The sequence below is a fragment of the Curtobacterium pusillum genome (genome assembly GCF_007673235.1).
Taxonomy (GTDB): Bacteria; Actinomycetota; Actinomycetes; order Actinomycetales; family Microbacteriaceae; genus Curtobacterium; species Curtobacterium pusillum_C.
Genome location: NZ_VDZH01000001.1, coordinates 580675 through 594279, shown reverse-complemented (window position 1 = coordinate 594279; position 13605 = coordinate 580675). Strand labels below are relative to the sequence as shown.

General features: G+C 69.0%; 17 protein-coding genes. 12 read left to right on the top strand and 5 right to left on the bottom strand.

Going from position 1 to position 13605, the window contains the following annotated elements:
- Positions 1-29: 29 nt before the first annotated feature.
- The 10 genes from FS532_RS02770 (at position 30) to FS532_RS02730 (ending at position 7888) form a co-directional block, all read left to right on the top strand.
- Entirely contained in the window at positions 30-1304 is a 1275-nt protein-coding gene (locus FS532_RS02770; protein WP_144750084.1) for an ammonium transporter, read from the top strand.
- A 177-nt stretch (positions 1305-1481) separates the two neighbouring features.
- Positions 1482-2525, top strand: coding sequence for a DUF6177 family protein (locus FS532_RS02765; RefSeq protein ID WP_144750082.1), 1044 nt, complete (start codon positions 1482-1484; stop codon positions 2523-2525).
- Positions 2522-2896 carry a hypothetical protein gene (locus FS532_RS02760; protein WP_144750080.1) on the top strand — a complete coding sequence of 125 codons (375 nt, stop codon included), beginning with the start codon at positions 2522-2524 and terminating at the stop codon, positions 2894-2896. The genes FS532_RS02765 and FS532_RS02760 overlap by 4 nt, the downstream gene beginning before the upstream one ends.
- 30 nt (positions 2897-2926) lie before the next feature.
- Positions 2927-3286, top strand: coding sequence for a DUF6507 family protein (locus FS532_RS02755; RefSeq protein WP_144750079.1), 360 nt, complete (start codon positions 2927-2929; stop codon positions 3284-3286).
- Positions 3283-5388, top strand: a complete 2106-nt coding sequence (locus FS532_RS02750) for an RNase A-like domain-containing protein (protein ID WP_144750077.1) — start codon at positions 3283-3285, stop codon at positions 5386-5388. Before FS532_RS02755 ends, FS532_RS02750 begins: the two co-directional genes overlap by 4 nt.
- 3 nt (positions 5389-5391) lie before the next feature.
- Positions 5392-5739: a hypothetical protein gene (locus FS532_RS02745; RefSeq protein ID WP_144750075.1), complete on the top strand. Its 348-nt coding sequence runs from the start codon at positions 5392-5394 to the stop codon at positions 5737-5739.
- A 122-nt stretch (positions 5740-5861) separates the two neighbouring features.
- Positions 5862-6386 carry a hypothetical protein gene (locus FS532_RS02740; RefSeq protein ID WP_144750073.1) on the top strand — a complete coding sequence of 175 codons (525 nt, stop codon included), beginning with the start codon at positions 5862-5864 and terminating at the stop codon, positions 6384-6386.
- A 78-nt stretch (positions 6387-6464) separates the two neighbouring features.
- On the top strand, positions 6465-6953 hold the full coding sequence (locus tag FS532_RS02735) for a hypothetical protein (RefSeq protein ID WP_144750071.1): 489 nt from the start codon (positions 6465-6467) through the stop codon (positions 6951-6953).
- A 95-nt stretch (positions 6954-7048) separates the two neighbouring features.
- Positions 7049-7198 carry a hypothetical protein gene (locus FS532_RS18570; protein ID WP_186321883.1) on the top strand — a complete coding sequence of 50 codons (150 nt, stop codon included), beginning with the start codon at positions 7049-7051 and terminating at the stop codon, positions 7196-7198.
- 33 nt (positions 7199-7231) lie between these two features.
- Positions 7232-7888 (top strand): tyrosine-protein phosphatase, encoded by a 657-nt coding sequence (locus tag FS532_RS02730; protein WP_186321882.1) that lies wholly within the window; start codon positions 7232-7234, stop codon positions 7886-7888.
- 119 nt (positions 7889-8007) lie between these two features.
- Here the strand turns inward: FS532_RS02730 and FS532_RS02725 are convergent, their stop codons facing one another.
- The gene (locus tag FS532_RS02725; RefSeq protein ID WP_144750067.1) at positions 8008-8979 is read right to left on the bottom strand and encodes an aldo/keto reductase; all 972 of its coding nucleotides are present in this window, start codon (positions 8977-8979) and stop codon (positions 8008-8010) included.
- Positions 8980-9121: 142 nt separating this feature from the next.
- Between FS532_RS02725 and FS532_RS02720 the strand changes: the two genes are divergently transcribed.
- Positions 9122-10090 carry a beta-ketoacyl-ACP synthase 3 gene (locus FS532_RS02720; protein ID WP_144750065.1) on the top strand — a complete coding sequence of 323 codons (969 nt, stop codon included), beginning with the start codon at positions 9122-9124 and terminating at the stop codon, positions 10088-10090.
- Positions 10091-10187: 97 nt separating this feature from the next.
- Here the strand turns inward: FS532_RS02720 and FS532_RS02715 are convergent, their stop codons facing one another.
- Together FS532_RS02715 and FS532_RS02710 are read right to left on the bottom strand one after the other, a co-directional pair.
- Entirely contained in the window at positions 10188-11102 is a 915-nt protein-coding gene (locus FS532_RS02715; RefSeq protein WP_186321880.1) for a hypothetical protein, read from the bottom strand.
- 60 nt (positions 11103-11162) lie between these two features.
- Positions 11163-11687, bottom strand: a complete 525-nt coding sequence (locus tag FS532_RS02710) for a hypothetical protein (RefSeq protein WP_144750063.1) — start codon at positions 11685-11687, stop codon at positions 11163-11165.
- A gap of 180 nt (positions 11688-11867) precedes the next feature.
- Here FS532_RS02710 and FS532_RS02705 point away from each other — a divergent pair, with 180 nt between their 5' ends.
- Entirely contained in the window at positions 11868-12176 is a 309-nt protein-coding gene (locus FS532_RS02705; protein ID WP_144750061.1) for a hypothetical protein, read from the top strand.
- 181 nt (positions 12177-12357) lie between these two features.
- On the opposite strand, the gene FS532_RS02700 is transcribed toward FS532_RS02705, so the two are convergent.
- Positions 12358-12726, bottom strand: a complete 369-nt coding sequence (locus FS532_RS02700) for a flagellar assembly protein FliW (protein ID WP_144750059.1) — start codon at positions 12724-12726, stop codon at positions 12358-12360.
- Complete coding sequence (gene flgL, locus FS532_RS02695; protein WP_144750057.1) at positions 12723-13604, bottom strand: flagellar hook-associated protein FlgL; 882 nt, start codon at positions 13602-13604, stop codon at positions 12723-12725. Before flgL ends, FS532_RS02700 begins: the two co-directional genes overlap by 4 nt.
- Position 13605 lies beyond the last annotated feature (1 nt).

The window sequence follows — 13605 nt, the reverse complement described above, 5'->3', positions numbered from 1 at the left end:
AGCCGCTGGTGCAATCGAGAGGTGAACAGATGCTTGATCAGGGCAACACGACATTCGTGTTGGTCATGGCGGCGCTGGTGTTGTTCATGACACCCGGCCTGGCCTTCTTCTACGGCGGTCTGGTGAAGGCCAAGTCCGTCATCAGCATGATGATGATGTCCTTCGGGGCGATCGCCCTGGTGAGCGTCCTCTGGGTGCTCTACGGCTACGCGATCGCCTTCGCCAACCACGGTGACGGCACGGCGGTCTCCGGTGTCGTCGGCTTCTTCAGCATCGACTGGAACCAGATCGGACTCGGCCAGGCGTTCGAGGAGGCCAAGGCCTCCACGATCAACGCGGCGTACCCCTCGATGGCGTTCGTCGGCTTCCAGGCCACCTTCGCCATCATCACGGTCGCCCTGATCTCCGGCGCGATCGCCGACCGTGCCAAGTTCGGCGCGTGGATGGTCTTCGCCGGCGTGTGGGTCACGGTCGTCTACTTCCCGGTCGCCTCGTGGGTCTTCAACCTCACCTCGGGCTGGGCAGCGACCTGGGGCGTCATCGACTTCGCCGGTGGCACCGCGGTGCACATCAACGCCGGTGCTGCGGGTCTCGCCCTGGCGATCGTCCTCGGCAAGCGCGTCGGCTTCGCCAAGGGTGCGCACAAGCCGCACAACCCGCCCTTCGTCCTCCTCGGTGCTGCGATCCTGTGGTTCGGCTGGTTCGGCTTCAACGCCGGGTCCGAGGGCGCTGCTGACGGCATCGCCTCGATCGCCTGGGTGAACACGCTCGCCGCCCCGGCCGCCGCCATCCTCGGTTGGCTGCTCGTCGAGAAGCTCAAGGACGGCAAGGCCACCTCGATCGGTGCCGCGTCCGGTGCCGTCACGGGCCTCGTCGCCATCACGCCGGCCTGCGCCGCGCTCACCCCGGGCTGGGGCATCTTGCTTGGCTTCGTCGCCGGCATCATCTGCTGCTTCGCGATCGACTGGAAGTACCGCCTCGGCTTCGACGACTCGCTCGACGTCGTCGGTGTGCACCTGGTCGGCGGCATCGTCGGCACGCTCTACCTGGGCTTCTTCGCCAACGACACCGGCCTGATCTACTCGGGCTCGTTCGCCCAGCTCGGCAAGCAGGCAGCTGCGGCCGGTGCGGTCGGTGCGTACTCGTTCATCCTCGCCTTCCTCATCGGATGGATCATCGAGAAGACGATGGGCTTCCGCGTCAAGACCGAGGACGAGGTCGCCGGCATCGACACCGCGGTCCACGGTGAAGAGGGCTACGTCCTCTACGAAGACCGCGACGAGACCCCGGTCTCCGTCCGGTAGCACCTGACACCACCCGTCCGACGGGCCCCGCGCACACAGCAGGCGCGGGGCCCGTCGTCGTTCGTGGGTGCAGGCGTGCGGGCGGGCGCGGCGGACTCGGGACGACGACTCCGACGTCGTACGACATCGGAGCCGTCGTTCCGAGTCGGACGGGACCGCGCCCGGTAGGGTTCCGGCGTGGACGACGTCACCCTCGCGCACCCGCTCGTCGACGCCGTCGGACCGGGCTTCGTGGTCAGCGAGACCGACGCCGCCGTGGTCGAACTCTCCTCCGCGCGCACGGGTCTCGTGCTCGACACCCGTGCCGCTGGCCTCGCGTTCGTGCTGCTCACCCCGCCGACGAGCCGCATCACCACCGCGATGCTCGCCATGCTCCGGCGCACCGGCAGCGCCTGGGTCGTCCGCGAGGGCGACCGCTACCGCGCCGCCGGCTCGCCCACGACCGCGGACGACGTCGCGACCGCCATGCTCTCACCGCAGGCGTCGCCCCGGTCGACACGGCTCGGCGCCGACGAGGTGCCCTGGACAGAAGTCGTCGTGTCCGTCCACCACCCGGCCACCGAGCAGACCGGCATCGGTCGTACCGCCGAGCTGCTGCTCGAGGGACTCGCGGGTACGACGCCGTCCGGCTGGGGCACGGTCGAGCCCGCGACGATCGCGTGGAGCGTCGCGGCCGTCACCGACTTCGCCCGCCGGCGTGCTCCGCGCCCGTCACGTCTGGTCGCGACCGCTCCGGTCGAGAGCGGCGTGGCCGCCGTCCAGATCCGGGTCGAGCGGTCCGCCACCGGCGTCACCGAGGAGACACGGTTGGCTCTGCCACGGCCTGGAGGCACGGTGCAAGCCCCTGACGCTGCCTCACCCGAGCGCGTGCTCGCGGAACTCGCGCGTCGCCAGCGGGTGCTGCTGGGGACCGCGTGGCGGTCGGCCGGCCACTCGGACGCGACCCTCTCCGCGCGCCAGATCGGCATGCCCGTGCCTCTGGGCGCGATCGTCGGAGCCGCCGCGCTGCGCGACCTCGGCGTCGATCCGGCTGCTCTGCCGTCGGGAGCGACGGTCGTCGGACCGCCACGTGTGCCGTCCCTCGTGCTCGACTTCACCCCCTCGCGGTCCGGTCTGACCGGCGGCGCCGAGGTGGAGGCGCGCTGGCGTCGGCTCGCCGAGCTCGGGAACGCGCTCGGGCCGCGGGTCGTCGAGTTGCTCGGGTCCGGGGCGCGCGCATGAGCGCCGAGTGGGTGATCCTGTCCGGTCAGCACGTCGATGCCGTGGCCGTCCTGAGCGGTGCCGCCGAGGTGGACCCGGACATCGGCGTCCGGCAGCTCTGGGACGGCGATGCGCTGCAGCTCGTCGACGCGGGCGGCGTCGTGCTCCTCACGCTCTTCCAGTCCCGACGGCTCGAGAGCACCGTCGACGCCGAACGGCTGCTCGGGCGACCACTGCCCCGCCCGCTGCCCGAGGACGACGATCGGCTATGGTGGACCGAGATCCACGCGGCCGCGCAACCCCCGTTCCGGGGGACGGCCGAGCAGATCGTGCGGAACACTGCGGACGCCGCCGGGGGAACGGCAGTGTCCCGCGCCGCAGCAGGCCACTGACCGAGTCGAACGGGACGACCAGGGGGAACGATGGGGAACGGCTGGCAGATCGAGCCCGCGGGTGTGCAGACCGCGCTCACCGACACCGAGAGCGCCGCGACGAGCCTGTCCACCGCGTTCGACGGTCTCGCCGACGCGCACGCGACGCTCACCACGGCAGTCGGCGACGACCAGGCGGTCGCCGGAGCGGTCGCCGCGCTCATCGAGAGCCACTCGGAGCTCCTGACCCGTGTCAGCAACCACATCACCGCCGGCCTCGCCGGCGCTGCCAACGCGACGCTCGCCTACTACCACGGTGACGAGGAGATGGCCGCGACGGCACAGGCCAACGCGATCCGTGCCTCCAGGACCGGCAACTTCGACGGTGTCGACCTGGGTGGTGACCGATGACGGGCCAGTGTCGGGCCGACGGCCTGATCGACCCGGACGCGATCCCCGGCACGAACATCAAGGCGGAGCAGGTCGAGACCGCCGGCACGGCGTTCTCGACGTCGGCCACCGACGTCGAGACGCGCGGTGGCGAGGTGAAGACCGCATGGGCGAAGCTCGGCGGCAGCTACACCACCCCCGACTCGGCCGAACTGCTGACCGTGATGGACGGGGTCGAGACGGACACCGCGTCGCTCGCGGCCACCCTGCAGAAGGTGTCCACGCACCTCAGCGACTACGCCACGGCGGTCGCGCCGATCGCGAAGCGGCTCGTCGAGCTCAAGGCCGAGGCCGCGACGTTCGTCGAGAAGGCGCTCAAGGGCAAGACCGTCGGGCCGTGGGATCCCGAGCACCCGGCGAACCAGGGCATCGTCGGCCTGGTCCAGAACTTCGGGCAGCAGTTCGACGACGCCCACCTGCGCTGGAACGAGTACACGCCGTACGTCGACGAGAACAACGACCTGCTCACCAAGGTCGCCGAGCAGGAGACGAAGCTCTCCGCCGCCTCCGCCGAGTGCGTCAACGCCATCAACGGGCTCCGTACCGACATGTGCCTGGCCGAGGTGCAGGCCGTCGACTACACCGCAGCGGTCAAGGCGAACGAGCCGATGCCGTGGGGGAGCACCGGACGCGGCGACCAGTCCTGCTCGGAGTCCTTCAGCTCCGGGATGGACGACGCGCTGCAGGGGACGCTCGACGGCCTCGGTGGGCTGATCGGCTACAACTCGCAGACCGGCGGGTGGGGCGACGGCGACTGGGCAGCGCAGTCCTGGAAGGGCTTCGCGGAGTCGCTCGGGCTCATCGCACTGATGGGCAGCCCGCCGCTGCTGATCGCCGGTGCGCTGCCGAAGGGCATCCTGCCGGACGTCGTCAGCGACACCGCGCGGAACATCCTCGACCAGCAGAAGACCCTCGTCGAGGGCTTCGTCGGGTCGCCGGAGGACTGGCGGGACGACCCCGCCCACGCCGCCGGTGGTGCCGCGTTCAACATCGGCACGCTGTTCATCCCCGGCGCGGGCGAGGTCGGCGCCGGCGCGAAGGTCGCAGCGCTCGGGTCGCGGCTCGCGGTGCTCGGTGCGGACGGGTCCAAGCTCGCGGCGTTCGGGTCGAAGCTCGCCACCGCCGGGACCGCGATGGTGCGGGTCGGGGACGCACTCGGGAGCCTGCCGGGCAAGGCGCTGTCCGGGGCGTCGGACCTGCTCGCGGGGAGCCGGGGCGGGTTCGCGAACGCGCTGCGGTGGCTCGGGGACAAGATCCCGACCGTGAAGGTCAGCGTCGAGCACGCGGTGGCGACACCGGACGGGCTCGGGTTCGGGGTCGGGCGGCCGCACATCGAGGTCGGGCATCCGGAGCCGGGGTCGCACTGGTTGCACTCGGTGGCGGATCATGTGGATGGTCGGGGCACGTCCGACGCTGTTCATGGGCACGGGGCATCTCACGCAGACGTTCAAGGGGCTGCTGAGCACGGTGATGACGGGGCGAACACGTCTGCAGACGCAGTTCGTCCAGACGCCAGTGCGGGCCACGGAGGCGCTGAGGATCTTGGCGGTGCGACGGGAGCAGATCCTCTGACCGCGCCCAATCTCGTTGGCGATCTCGAGGTACGAGTCAACGGCGAGATCGTTCGCGTGGAAGACCGATCGCTGTCTTCGGGTCTCCATGACTTCGGCGGGATTCAGGCGATTGACAGTCGGTGGAACACGGCGCACACGCTCGACCGTCACCTGTGGGGAGAAAAAGAGGGCGTTCTGCAGTCCGACGCGGAGATCATTGGTAGAGACCCAATGCCGAAAAACGGTCACGGCGCGTTCCGGCTGACCGTCGACGATCTCAATAGAGTTCTCGGTGAAACGCTCGATGCGAACAAGCGCTCCGTGGATGGGTGGCTGGCGGGAACGGACAAAGTCAAGGCGTTCACCGCGACATTCAGGGACCCGATTGGTCGGTACTACCTTCATGAAGTCGTCGATAGCCATACGGTGACAGTGATCCTTAGACGCGACATCTCTGCGCCGCAGGGCTTCTTCATCAAGACCGCATTCCCAACGCCCCCGGAGGTGTGATAGATGCCTGACATCGAAGATCTGGGTACAGTGGAACTTCGTCGAACACTTCCCGCGCTTTCGTCTCTTCTCCCTGCAATTTTCTACCCCACCTGGGAGATGGACTATCGTGATGCGTCCGAAGCATTCGATGATGCTCTGGAAGCATTTTCTGTGCAGTCCGCCACCGATGTGCGATCGGAGATAGAATCGGTCCTCAGTACCGACATGGATGATGCAGCCGTGTCGGCACTCCTCCTCAAGCTGAACGCCAGCGTCGACCCGATGACCCACACCGGAATGGGGGGACGGGCGTTCCTCGAGGAACTCGCGAACGCAGTCGTGACTCACGTTTTCCGGCCGTCGACCTAGCGACATTCATCGAGGCACCCGACACTGCATCTCTCTGAGCTTTTGACACTGGTGCCTCTTTTGAGATCGATCGAAGCTGAACTCGCCGCCAGAATGAAGCAGCTACCGGATGGGTTTGCAGGATGGTGAGCAGCGTCGTTGACGTTTCAGGTTGGCAGATGAAAGTGCAGTGGTCAGCGCGGCAACAGTCCGCTGAGAAGGTCGCAGATCTCGCATTGCAGAGTTGCGATCGGTTCGCCCGGGCGTTCCCGGAGTTTGAGGGAGGGTGGAAGGTGAGCAGCGAGGTCGGCTCGGTCGAGTACAGGGACAACGCAGTGCCCGAACTTGTGCGATCGAGCCTGCTGCGTGTCGACGGTGAGCCGGATCCGGCTCGGGGGTTCAGCTTCTTGCTGCTCTCGCCAGTGATTGACGGTAGCTATGCGGCCATCCGCGTGCGTGCCGGTGCCACACATCAAACGCGACGAGTGGCACCGAACTCGGTATCTGTGGACTTCTCCTCGGTGGATTTCGGCGAGCCGGTGACTCTGAGCACGTCGGGTCCGAGTTTCGAAGCGTTCGTTGACCTCGCAAAGTCCCTCGAGGTGCTCTGGGAGGCAGAGAGCACGAAGGTTGCCGACCGTGCTCCTGAGGACCTCCTCGGTGAATGAGTTGGGAGCGAAGGGGTCTTTGTTGTCTGAACCGAGACAATCCGTGAGGCCTGAGCTTCGATCGGACCCTGCCTCAGCGTGAAGACCAATGTCACCGACTGGTACCTCGTGGCCGAATGGGATGCAAGGCCTGAGTCTGCGGACGTGATCGCTGCCCGCCTGGTTGACACTTCCGCCGCGATCAAAGTTGCGCTGCCTGTGTTCAATGGGATTTGGACGGTCAACGATCGGAACGTCGATAGTGCAGATGAGAGGTCATGGTCCGGACTCGTCGGTTCGTCGCCGTACAAAGTCGACGGCGTTGCGGAACCGGCGCGGGGAGTCACGCTTTCGTTGGCCTCAGTGATTCCTGGTGAGTCAATAGTGCACGTATCGGTCACGGCTGGTGCGGCGTTCCAGACCATCATCAACAAACCGAACGAGTTCGTTGTGGACTTTCGGGCTCGGCGCTTCGGCGAGGCGGTCGAAATCGATCTGCCGATCCCCGCGGACGAACGGTTCCGAGACCTTGGCAAGAGGATCAAAGACATCTGGGGTGCCTCGGAGGTTCGCGTCGAGTTCGGCTGAAGTAGACGGTGCCGCCCGAGTCGTTGTGCAGCGATGATCGATCGCCATTACCCGAGCCGACTCTCTCCTGCGGGAACTGCGGGGGGACGGCTCCGATGGGCGATCAGGACACGTCCGGGAGCATCGTCGTCAGTCCGATCGGGATCGTCATGTCCGGTGACGGTTGGGACCTCGTCCCGGAACTCCTGGGTGCGCTCCGGACGGACTTCGGTGGGCGCTGGACGTGGGTGAGCTACCACCCGTAGCGGTTGCCTGCGTGCGAGCGGCAGGATGAAGGCGTGCACTCGACGACGAGCATCCTCAGCAATCTCCGCCCCGTCGGAGGTACCGCCCTTCAGTCCGACCACCACCGGACCGTTTACCGGGCGAACACCGAACCGGTGGATGCGGACGCGTATCCGTCGGGTCTCGCCGCGGTGATCGACCTCCGCCGAGTCGACGAGACGGCCGCCGTGCCGCATCCGCTCGCGGCGTCGCCTGGCTACCGAGGTGTCCCGATGTTCGATCCGTCGTCGGGCCTGGAGTCGGCTGCCGAGGCGACCGCCCTCGAGGACCAGTACATCGACTGGCTCGACCGGCACCGCAGCGGGATCGCCGACGCCCTGCGTGCCGTCGCTGCGACGGACGGCGACGTCCTGGTGTGCTGCTCCGCCGGCAAGGACCGGACGGGGATCGTCAGTGCGCTCCTCGCCCGTCACTGGGGTGACAGCGTCGAGGCGATCGGGGACGACTACGCCGCGAGTGCCGCCGGCCTCGTCGACCGCTTCGCCCGGGAGCGCGCCGCGAGCACCGACCCCGAGGCCACCGCGACCGCGCAACGGTGCGTCCCGGAGATCATGACCACGGTCATCGAGTACCTCGAGCGTCGCTGGGGGAGCGTCGACGACTACCTGCGGGCCATCGGCCTGCAGGACGCGGAGATCGCGGCGCTCTGATCGCGACGCTGGTCGCGTTCTCGACGTGACCACGGACTGGAGGCGCGGTGCAGGTCCGACCCGCACCGCGCCTCCAGGCAGATGGTCGCGTCAGCGACCCGATGGTTCCGTTGGCGACGTCACCAGGCGTAGTCCTCCGGCGAGGTCTTGTGGCCCGGGAAGATCTCGTCGAGCCGGTCCAGCGCACGCTGGTCGAGGCGGATGTCGACGGCGCGGACCGCGGACTCCCACTGCTCCATCGTGCGGGGGCCGGTGATCGGTGCGGTGACGCCGGGCTGGTGCAGCAGCCACGCGAGGGCGAGCTCGCCCGGGGTGTGGCCGAGCTCCTTCGCGAAGGACTCGTAGGCGGTGAGCTGGTCGCGGTGCCCCTCGACGTACTCCGCGCTGCGGCCACTCAGGCGGCGCGAGCCCTGCTCGGTCTTCTCGATGATGCCGCCGAGGAGCCCGCCCTGCAGCGGGGACCAGGGGATGACGCCGAGGCCGTACTCGCGGGCGGCGGGGAGGACCTCGCGCTCGATGTCACGGACGACGAGGTTGTAGATCGACTGCTCGCTGACGAGGCCGAGCGTGTTCCGGCGTGCCGCTGCCTCCTGCGCCTGGGCGATGTGGAACCCGGCGAAGTTCGACGAGCCGACGTAGAGCACTTTGCCCTGCTGCACGGCGACGTCGATCGCCTGCCAGATCTCGTCCCACGGGGTCGCGCGGTCGACGTGGTGGAACTGGTACAGGTCGATGTGGTCGGTCTGCAGCCGTCGGAGGCTGGCGTCGAGGGCCTGGCGGATGTTGTACGCGCTGAGCTTCCCGCCGTTCGGCCAGTCGATCATGTCGCCGTAGACCTTCGTCGCGAGGACGGTCTTCTCGCGACGCCCGCCGCCCTTGGCGAACCAGCGGCCGATGATCTCCTCGGTGGCGCCCTTGCCCACCGAGCCGCCGTAGCCGTTGGCGGTGTCGAAGAAGTTCACGCCGAGCTCGTGCGCCCGGTCCATGATCGCGTGCGAGTCGTCTTCGCTGGTCTCCGGGCCGAAGTTCATCGTGCCGAGCACTGCTCGTGAAACCGACAGCCCTGTCCGTCCGAGGTGTGTGTAGTCCATGGGTCCGGTCTACGCGATCGAGGGGGTGCGTGGCAGGCCCTGCGAGTACCGGCCTCGACCCGCGGTGCACGGGTGGCCCAGACGTCCCGCGCATGCCGCGCCGGGCATGCGCCGATCGGGGAGGGGAGTAGCGTGCCGTCTCGTGAACACCCCAGCTCTCCGTGGCAGCCGGATCCTCGGGTTCGGCCACCACCAGCCCTCGCGCATCCTGACCAACGACGAACTCTCGACGATGGTCGACACGAACGACGAGTGGATCCGCACTCGGACCGGGATCGAGACCCGGCACATCGCCGGGCCGTCGGACACGGTCACCTCCATGGCGATCGAAGCGGCCCGGAACGCCCTCGCGGACGCCGGCGTGACCCCGGCCGACGTCGGTGTCGTCATCGTCGCGTCCACCACGCACCGCGACCGTGCTCCGTACACCGCGGGCCGGGTCGCCGCGGCACTCGGGCTCTCGCCGTCCGCCGCCCCGATCGACATCAACACCGCGTGCAGCGGTTTCGAGTACGGGGTCGCACTGGCCGACCAGGCGATCCGCGTCGGCTCGACCGACATCGCGGTGGTCATCGGTTCCGAGATCCTCTCCGGCATCGTCGACTGGTCCGACCGGTCCACCTGCGTGCTCGTCGGGGACGGTGCCGGTGCGGCCGTGCTCGGCGTCTCCGACGAGGCACAGATCGGACCGGTGTCGTGGGGGAGCGTGCCGCACCTCGAGGAGGCGGTGCTCGTCTCCGGGGACCCCGAGCGCTTCAGCCAGGAGGGCCGCTCCATCTACCGCTGGGCCATCACCGAGGCCGCCGACCACGCCCGCGCTGCCGTCGCCGCTGCCGGGCTCACGCTCGACGACATCGAGGTGTTCGCGTTCCACCAGGCGAACCTGCGGATCATCGAGCCCCTCGTCACGGCGCTCGGCGGCGAGTCGAAGTTCGTCGTCCGGGACGTCGTGGAGTCGGGCAACACCTCGGCCGCGAGCGTGCCGCTCGGCCTGTCGAAGGCATGGGCGCGGGGCGACCTGCCCGAGGGTGTGCCGGCGCTGCTGTTCGGGTTCGGCGGCGGGTTCGCGCACGCTGGGCAGGTGGTGACGACGCCCGTGCGGGCGCGGTGATCGGGAACTGACGGACAGCGGACTGGAGGCGCGGTGGCAGCTGGCAGCGCGCCTCCGATCCGGTCCGGTCCGGTCCGGTGCAGTTCCGTCCGGTTCGTCAGACCGTGTCGTCGGTGTGGTCGGGGGTGTCGGCCCAGAGGTCCTCGCGGCCCTTGCGGCGCGTGATGGCCCGGCGGTCCTTGGGCGCCTTCGTCTGCTTGGGAGCCTTGACCTGCTTCGGTTCCTTCGACTGCTTCGGTTCCTTGGGCTCGAGCACGATCGGGAACTGTGCGGGCGGGAGCCCGAACCCGGTCCGTGAGGCCTGGATCACCTTCCGACCCAGGGCGTGGTTGCCCAGGCCACCGACCGCCGCGCCGATGCCGAACGGGAGCGCTCGACCGACGATCGTCGTGCCCTGCCGAGCGGCGAAGCGCTTGATGAACTGGTCGCGGACCTGCCCGCCGATCCCGTTCACGACCTGCTTCGGCAGCGACGACGTCACCATCTCGCCCCAGAACGCCGTCCGGACCTGACCGCCGGCGATCTGCCCGGCGAGCTGGTTGATGAGCTGCGTGCCCGGAGTCCCGAGGATCATCGCCATGACGAGCATGCGCGCTCGCTCGGGGTCGTCCAGGGCGATGCCGTGCACCTCGGTCACCGACTGCGCGAAGAGGGCCGTCGTCTCGAGGAACCCGACCGTCTCCGCCCCGCTGAGCCCCAGGGCAGCGGCCATGCCGACGCCCGGGATAACGGCGCTCGCACCCACAGCCGCGCCACCGGTGGTCACAGCGGTGAGGTACTGCCGCTCGAGGATCTGGATGATCTCGGCCGGCGTCGAGTCGGGATGGCGCCGGCGGAGCGCTCGGACGTGCGCGACCACGACGGGACGCTGCACGCTCAGCACGCGGTCGAGCATCTTCACCCATCCGGCGGGTTGCTGCTCGGGGGTGCGGGCGTTCGGGTCGGTGGGGGTGGAGGCCACAGGCGCTGCCGGCAAGGGCACGATCGCCTGGTCCTTCTGCTCTCGGGCCATGCGGTCGACGGTACGCCGCACGGGTGGGAGCTCCGTCGGACTGTGCTGTGCGGCGCGTCATCAGCAGGGGATCCCCGCGCGGTGGAGCTTCACGCGGAGTCGATCCGGGTCCATGAGGTCGGCCCAGGTCACCCGGACGACGGTGCGCACCTCGGGGAAGGACCGGACGAAGTCTTCACGCTGTTTCTCCTGCCAGTGCACGTCCGCCGTCGAGCGACCGTCGAGCATCGCGTCGTCCTCGTACTTCGCCCGGCCGTCCACCTCGACGACGACGCCGTGCTCGGGGAACCAGAAGTCGACGATCGCCGTGCGCTCCCCGGGGCGGGCGAACACGTGCTGCTGCACCGGGTCCGGGACACCGAGCTGCCGGAAGCGCACACGGCAGACGGACTCCGCGGGCGATCCCGATGCCGCCGACCCCGTCCCCACTGCGACCGCCGCCTTGTCGCTGCCCCGGGTCGGTCGCGCAGCCAGTTCGTCGTGGAGCATCGCGGGCAGGACCCGTCGGTCGTACAGCGCGGCATCGATCATGGGGACAGCGTCGATGAGGTCGACGGTCGACGCGACGTCGATGATGGTCCTCACCAGTGAGGTCACCTGAGCGCCGGCGAACTCCCCAGGCAAGGTCGGCGGGAACCCGTCCCATCGTGACGATGACGAACTGGCCGGCGCGTGCACGCGAAGCAACGCAGTGGTCTCACCGCGACCGCGACGCGGATCGGTGACGTCCACGCGGTCGGGAGGTCGTCCGATGAAGGGCAGCCCGTGGACCGCCGCCGCAGACCGGTGGGAGATCTCGACCGGCGGATGGATCGTCGGCGCCGTCGCGCGGAGGAGCAGGAGGTGGTGGTGCTCGGGCCGGAGCCCTTCGAGGTGTTCCGGACGGGCGAGGACTCCGGGCCGGGTCGCGACGAGTTCGCCGCGGTGGACCTGGCGCTGCAGCGCACGGCGTTCTGCGCTCGGATGACCGCCGGTGCGGATGAGCGGGACGGCGAGGACTCGTTCGTGCATGCCGCAACCATGGCGCGGTGGACCGCACCACACGGCGGAACCGGGCTGATCTGTGGATGGTGAGCCGTGCCTCCAGGCTGTGGAGGGGTGGCACGGGTACAACGTGCGACAACGTCGATGTCGCACGACAGCCGCCTTGTCGCAGGCAAGCGTGCGCAACTGTCGCAGACGCGCAGCGGCGACAACTCCGATGTCGTACGACAGCGGAGTTGTCGTTCCGAGTCGGAACGGGCGCGCGCGCGCGTCAGCGCCGGGCGAGCTCCGCGCGCAGCGGCAGGTCCTGGTCCTCCAGGATGAGCTGGGCGCCGGCCGAGGTCCGGGCGTTCACGACGATCGGCGCGAGCAGGTTCACCGTGGTGCCGGACTCGCCGGGGTTCGCGACGACGAGCAGCATGGCGTCCTCGGCCGAGGTCAGCCCGAGCCCCGCGGCCTGCTCGTCGGTGAGCTCGGGGGAGTACGAAGGCAGGTGCACCGAGGCGTCGAGCACGAACAGGCGCGAGGAACCCCCGACCAGGGTGAACAGACCGTCGGCACCGTCGACCGGCGTCAGGGTGAAGACGTCTGCCGGCGCGAGGCCGAACGGCGGGACGGCGAAGGTCAGGTCGATGCTCATCGGAGGTAGTCCATCAGGGTCGGCTGCAGGACCTTCGCGGTGACGGCGAGGGCTGCCTGGTAGTTGGTCTGCTGCACCTGCAGGTCGAGGACGGCCTTCGCGAGGTCCTTGTCCTCGATGCCGGCGCGGCGGCTCTCGAGCGACACGGTGGCGCTCTTCAGCGAGTCCTGGGCGGCGAGGGCGGCCGCGTGCCGGACACCGACGTCTGCTTGCACGCCGCGGACGGTGTCGATCGCGGCGTCGATGTCGTCGATGCGCGGGTTCAGGTTCACACCGTTCTGCAGGTCGCCGACGATCGAGTCGATCATCGAGAACACGGACGAGCTGCCGGAGCCGAACACGGCGGTGCCCGCGGTGTCGACCCGCACGGTCGTGCCGTCGCCGATGCGCCGGGTGACGTCGGTGCCGGCGGTCGCCCACCCGGTCGCGGGGTCGTACGCGTTCGCAGCCGTCGAGGACCCGGCGAACACCGAGCGGGCGCCGTACGTGGCGTTCGCCTTCGACTCGAGCTCGGTCTTCAGGGACTGGAACTGGGTGATGAACGCGTCGCGGTCGGTGTCGCTCATGGTGCCGCTGTTCGCCGCCTGGACGGTGAGGTCCCGCACGCTGTTGAGCACCGAGTACACGCTCGACAGGGTGCTGTCGGTCGTGGCGAGCCAGCCGACGGCGTCGTCGGCGTTGCGCGTGTACTGCGCCGCGGCGGCCTGCTCCTTGCGGACCTGCATCGACGAGGCGGTGCCGACCGGGTCGTCGGACGGTCGCTGGATGTTCTTCAGCGTGGTCGCCTGGTCGGTCAGCTGCGCGAGCTTCGCAGCGCCGGCCTGCAGCCGCGCGCTGGCGGCCGTCATGGACATCTGGGTGGTCACTCGGGTGATCACG